Below are 6,321 nucleotides of genomic sequence, written 5' to 3' on the forward strand. Positions count from 1 at the left end.
GAGGCCAAATGAGAAAGAGAATTTTTGTGTATGTGTTTTCTTCAGAAGTCTTTCCAAAAATCATTCGTATATCAATTCAAAACGATAGTTTTGCCTTGACAAACTTTTATGACAATGAAAAATATTCTAATAACAGGGGGAGCCGGTTTTATTGGTTCACACACTGCAGTCCAACTAGTCGAAGCAGGTTTGAATCCTATTATCATTGATGATCTTTCTAATTCCCATGAAAAGGTGCTCGCAAGACTGGAAGAAATCACTGGCAAAAGCTTGGTTTTTTACAAGGGAGATTGCAGTGACCGTAGTCTTTTAGATGAAATAGCGTCAGCACATGATATTTCAGGTATTATTCATTTTGCGGCATTCAAGGCTGTCGGAGAAAGTACCGAAAAGCCGTTGAAATATTACCAGAATAATATTGGTTCTCTGTTGGCTCTGCTTGATTTTATGAAGGCAAAGCAAATCAAGGATTTGGTCTTTTCGTCTTCATGCACAGTGTATGGTCAGCCGGAAATTCTACCTGTGACTGAAAAGACTCCTAGACAAGAGGCGGAAAGCCCGTACGGCAATACCAAAAAAATCTGCGAGGATATTCTGGTGGATTATGTCAAATCCCACCCAGGAATCAGGGTGATTTCTTTACGATATTTCAATCCAGTTGGAGCCCACCCCAGTGGAAAAATAGGGGAATTGCCGATAGGAACCCCTGCTAATCTTGTCCCTTTCGTGACACAGACGGCTGCTGGAATCCGTGAAAAACTGACAGTTTTTGGTGATGATTATGATACCCCTGATGGCTCCTGCGTAAGGGATTTTATTCATGTGATGGATCTGGCAGATGCCCATGTGAAAGCCTTGGGGTACCTGGGTGAGCAGCAGGTTGATTTCTATGATGTGTTTAATGTGGGTACGGGCAAGGGTAACACCGTTTTGGAAGTAATCAGGACATTTGAGCGGGTCAATGGGGTAAAGCTAAACTTTGAGATAGGGTCGAGAAGAGCGGGTGATATAGTGAAGATATGGGCAGATACCACTAAAATCAATTCAGTTCTAAAATGGCAGCCAAGCTTTAGCCTCGAAGACTCTATGAGGGATAGTTGGAACTGGCAGATCAAGTTGTGATTGAATAAAAAAAGTAGAGCTAATGGTTCTGGGCTTTTTGTTGTAAATAACGGATTCCATTATTTGAAAAACGTTTACAGATGTACTTCCGACGGAAATAGTATAAACTGTCGGCGGAATACCTTCCTAGGTAAGTTTTTGTGTAGAGCTATTTTTTAATATGTAGGAAAAGTATTCTATTTTGAGAATTAAAATAGATCGGTATCCTGATTGAAAATGAAATTCAACTAGTATATATGAGTGAATTAGAGGAGAGTAGGAGTGCGTCGGATAAATTGTCAACCCATCCTTATCAAAGTCTCGATGCAGATCAGGATGTATCCCTATATAGAATTTGTCAGTTAAGTTCCATAGTCAGTGCCACGCCCAAATCCCTGATTCTATTTGTTGATCCGGAAAATAGGTTTAAAGCCTCCTCGGGGTTTGAATTGGATAGTGATGTGCTGGCGGATTTTTTAATTGAAAAAGCGAGGAATTCAAGTTCCTTTTTTTTAAGCCAGGATTTACAGAAAGATGAGCTTCCCAAAGAAGTGCCCCTTGCCTTGGAAGCGCATGAAATAGGGGCATTTGCTGGTTTATCTTTCAAAGATGAAAACGCTGACTGGGTAGGAGGGTTGTTTGTCCTTGGAGCAGACCCCATTAAATTGGATGATAAAGCCAAAATAGCTTTAGAATTACTTGCGAGTGAGGCTTTGATCATAGTCCAAGAGCGCAAGCTGATCACAGAATTCAGTAATGTGGAGAAGTTTTTCAACTTATCCAATGATTTGATTTGTATCGCAGGGACAAATGGCTATTTCAAAAAAGTCAATCCTTCTTTCAGTAGATTACTGGGATGGGACAATGAGACGCTTTTGACTCGCTCATTTTTTGAATTGACACATCCTGATGATATCAAGAAAACTAGGCGAAACTTAGAAAAACTGATCAATGGTGAACTGTCCACAGAATTATCGCATAGGTTTATGTGCCGGGATGGCTCTTACAAATCCCTTGATTGGGTGGCTACCAAAGATCCCAAGACCGGCAATATTTACAGTATAGCCAGAGACACCACTGAAGCTAAGGCAAAGGAAGAACAGCTTGCTAAAAGTGAGAACAGGCTTAGGGTGTTTTTTGAGAATTCCCAAGGCTTGATGTGTACTCATGATCTGGAAGGTGTTTTTCTGTCGGTAAATGAAGCCGGGGCCCAGATGTTGGGATATACCGCGGAACAGGTAATTGGAAGAAGTTTATATGACATTGTTCCTGAATCCCGGCATCCGCTGATAGACCAATATTTGATGAAAATCCAAAATGAAGGGAAAGCCAGCGGCCAGATGGTAAGCACACATAGAAATGGTTCCAATCTGATATGGATATACAACAATGTTCTAGAGCGGGATTCTTCTGGAGGAGGGGATTATGTGATTGGCAATGCGATCGATATTTCAAGCCGAGTGAAACTGGAAGAAGAACTCTCCAGAGCTAGAGCTATGCTGGAGGAGACTGAAATAGTAGCCCGAGTGGGAGGCTGGAATCTGGATCTTAAGTCCCAAAAACTCACCTGGACCTCCTCTACTAAGCTGATCCATGAAGTGCCTATGGATTATGAGCCTGATCTGGCTACCGCCATTGATTTTTACAAAGAGGGTGAGAACAGGAGTAAAATCCAGGCAGCCTTTGAAATGGGATTGAAGACAGGTGAAGGCTGGGATCTGGAACTTCAGATTATCACTGCCCGGGGCAACGAACTTTGGGTCCGGGCTATAGGAAAGCTGGAATTTGTAAATGGGGAGTGTATTCGGATATTCGGGACATTCCAGGACATAGATGTCAGTAAGAAATCCCAGATAGAACTGGAACAGACGCGTAAAGTACTGGATGATGTGATCAATGCTTCATCAGAAGTCTGTGTAATCTCTACAGGTCTCGATGGGATGATTACAGTGTTCAATGTTGGGGCTGAGAAAATGCTAGGCTACTCCGCAGGGGAGCTAGTAGGAAAGCAAAGCCCTATTATTCTCTACAAACCTGAAGAAATAGAGGCATATCGGACCGAATTGGAAAAAGAATTTGGAAGAGAGATACATTCTTCTGAGATTTTGAATATAAGGCCCAGACGGAATGGTTTTGAGCAGCGTGACTGGACGTTTGTCACCAAAAAAGGAGACGAAAAAGTAGTTTCGCTGGTAGTCTCTGCCATGAGAGATCATGAAGATCAGCTGATTGGGTATCTGGGGATCGCGATTGATATTACTGATAAAAATAAGATCGAGAAGGATCTTTATAATGAAAAGAGCAGGCTTAATGCTTTTGTGACACATGCTCCTGCGGCTGTGGCCATGTTGGATAATAACATGGTCTATATCGCAGCCAGTAACCAGTATAAAAAGGATTATAATCTTCAGGGGCGGGATATCATAGGTAAATCCCATTATGATGTTTTCCCTCAGACAGATGAATTAAGTAGAGATAGGTTTGAACGCGTACTGGCTGGATCCATAGAACGTAAAGAAGAGGAGAAAATCAAACTTCCAGGTGAAACAGAAGAACGGTTTGTGTCCTGGGAAATGAGGCCATGGTACTTGCATGATGGTGACGTAGGAGGGATGATGATGTTTGTACAGGACATCACCAGAATGGTGAAACATACCGAAGAACTGAATAAGGCAAAATTGCTGGCGGAAGAGGCCAACGTAGCCAAGTCGGAGTTTCTGGCCAACATGAGCCATGAAATCAGAACACCTCTGAATGGAGTGATAGGATTTACTGATCTGGTATTAAAAACGAATCTCAACGAAACCCAGCATCAGTACCTATCTATAGTCCATCAATCAGGAAACGCTCTCCTGAGTATTATCAATGATATTCTGGACTTTTCGAAAATAGAAGCAGGCCGTCTTGAACTTGATATAGACAAATGTGACATTTACGAGCTCTGTTCACAAGCAACGGATATCATCACCTATCAGATCCAGAATAAAGGCCTGGAAATGCTACTCAATATGGCCACTGATTTGCCTAGGTTTGTTTTTGCGGATTCAGTCCGTCTCAAACAAATCCTGGTCAACCTTCTCGGCAATTCCTCCAAATTCACTGAACAAGGTGAGATAGAATTGAAGATAGAGATTATTGAAAAGAAAGGGGATTTTTTCAAACTTCGTTTTTCAGTTCGGGATACCGGTATAGGTATCAAACCAGAGAAGCAATCAAAAATCTTTGAAGCATTTTCCCAAGAGGACAGTTCCACCACAAAGAAATATGGAGGTACAGGCCTCGGGTTGACTATTTCCAATAGTCTGCTGAGGCTTATGGGAAGTAAGCTGGAGTTGGAAAGTGAGCTAGGCAAAGGAAGTACGTTTTATTTTGATGTACTGCTGGAGACAGAGCAAGGTGAGCCCATAGACTGGTATGATGTGGACAAGATAAGCAATGTGCTTATAGTGGATGATAATGCTAATAATAGATTGATCGTCAGAGGAATGCTTTTGTTGAAGAATATTCAATCTGTTGAGGCTTCCAATGGATTTGAGGCTTTACAGGTACTGGCCTCAGGAAAGGAGTTTGATGTGATTTTGATGGATTACCACATGCCGTTTATGGATGGGTTGGAGACAATCCGAAAGATAAGAGAGACCTTTCCCGCTTGGAGCTCGGACGAACCTATCCTATTGCTTCATAGCTCATCTGATGATCATAAAATCATAGAGAGCTGTAGGGAATTAAGGGTGCGGCACAGATTGATCAAGCCTGTCAAAATCCAGGATTTTTATCTGTCCCTCTCCCGACTACACAAAATAGAAATGAGTAGAGGGGAGACTGGGGAAGTAGTGACGAAAGGGGCAGTGGGCAGATTTATCGTATTGATTGCTGAGGATAATTTAGTGAACATGCTACTAGCCAGGACACTTTTAAAGAAAATAGCTCCGGAGGCTACTGTGGTGGAAGTGAAAAACGGCCAGGAAGCGGTGGACTATTGCCAAGAACAAATGCCAGATATCATTCTGATGGATGTGCAGATGCCGGAGATGAACGGGTATGAGGCTACAAAGCAGATCCGTTTGCTTGAGCATGATGCACGTGTTCCTATTATTGCGCTGACTGCTGGTAATGTAAAGGGTGAGCGGGAAAAATGCCTTGCTTCTGGAATGGACGATTTTGTCGTAAAGCCTATAGTGGAGGAGACTATAAAAATGATACTGGATAAATGGCTTAACGGGATAACTGAAGCTGCGGATGCTGACCGAGCTCACCATGAAGACAAAGACACGCATTATTGTGAGGAGAAATTGAGACTCTATGCAGATAATGATCCTGAATTGCTTCAGGAAATTTTGGGTATTGCAAGTGTTGAAATAACTAAATCCATGGAGTCACTAAAAGCGGCAATCCAAGAAGAAAATCTACTTGGCCTTACTGAAGCTGGTCATAAACTCTATGGAACAGCCATCTCCTCTGGTATGCAGGTATTGGCAGGCATAGCGAGAGAATTTGAGCATCTGGAGGAATTTGAAACTGAACAAGTGGCTCACATGTATGGGAGATTACTGGCAGAAATAAAATTGGTAAAGGAAATGATGCAGTCTGGATCTTAGTGGGATGACAAAGTTGTTGTATGCCGTCATTGTGAGTTTAACCAGGTTCATGCAGGTGGCTTCAATTCTTGCTTAATGACAAAAATATCTCGTTGAAAAAGAAGTCTATACGAATTGTTCCAGCAAAATTTCACTTCTATTTTTGCAATAACAAATCAAAAACATACCTTTGCATCACTCAAAAACGGGGTAACGGTTGAGAAATCAACAAAGCCTAGGATTTGAAGTAAACGGAGTGGTAGTTCAGCTGGTTAGAATGCCTGCCTGTCACGCAGGAGGTCGCGGGTTCGAGTCCCGTCCATTCCGCATCGCGTTTGATGATAACGGTCATCAATTAGAGTCAGTAAAATATTGGAGTGGTAGTTCAGCTGGTTAGAATGCCTGCCTGTCACGCAGGAGGTCGCGGGTTCGAGTCCCGTCCATTCCGCATCAAGTCCCGAAGAAATTCGGGACTTTTTGTTTTTGCGTGGATTTCTTTTTTTATGGTTGATTTAGGGATCAGTCCTAAAAGTTGGGGGAATTGACTGAATCGATTTTCTTTGTTGAAAAAAAGAATTGGAAGAAAAGGATTACCTCAGCTTGCTTTTGCCGCATGGCCTGCTTGAATTTTTCAAGGTTACTT

Annotated in this window: 2 protein-coding genes and 2 tRNA genes; all 4 read left to right on the top strand. The window is 42.2% G+C overall.

The genetic code is table 11. The features are described 5' to 3' along the window. Nucleotides 1-114: 114 nt before the first annotated feature. The 4 genes from galE to LZF95_RS08260 all read left to right on the top strand — a co-directional run bounded on the left by galE (nt 115) and on the right by LZF95_RS08260 (nt 6,126). The gene (gene galE, locus LZF95_RS08245) at nt 115-1,122 is read left to right on the top strand and encodes a UDP-glucose 4-epimerase GalE (RefSeq protein WP_233754505.1); all 1,008 of its coding nucleotides are present in this window, start codon (nt 115-117) and stop codon (nt 1,120-1,122) included. Between the two features lie 236 nt (nt 1,123-1,358). Further along, entirely contained in the window at nt 1,359-5,699 is a 4,341-nt protein-coding gene (locus LZF95_RS08250) for a PAS domain S-box protein (protein ID WP_233754506.1), read from the top strand. Nucleotides 5,700-5,931: 232 nt separating this feature from the next. Beyond that, nucleotides 5,932-6,005, top strand: a tRNA-Asp gene (locus tag LZF95_RS08255). A gap of 47 nt (nt 6,006-6,052) precedes the next feature. Next, nucleotides 6,053-6,126: transfer RNA gene (locus tag LZF95_RS08260), tRNA-Asp, on the top strand. Nucleotides 6,127-6,321 lie beyond the last annotated feature (195 nt).

Origin of the sequence: Algoriphagus sp. AGSA1 (assembly GCF_021390545.1) — a bacterium.
GTDB lineage: Bacteria > Bacteroidota > Bacteroidia > Cytophagales > Cyclobacteriaceae > Algoriphagus.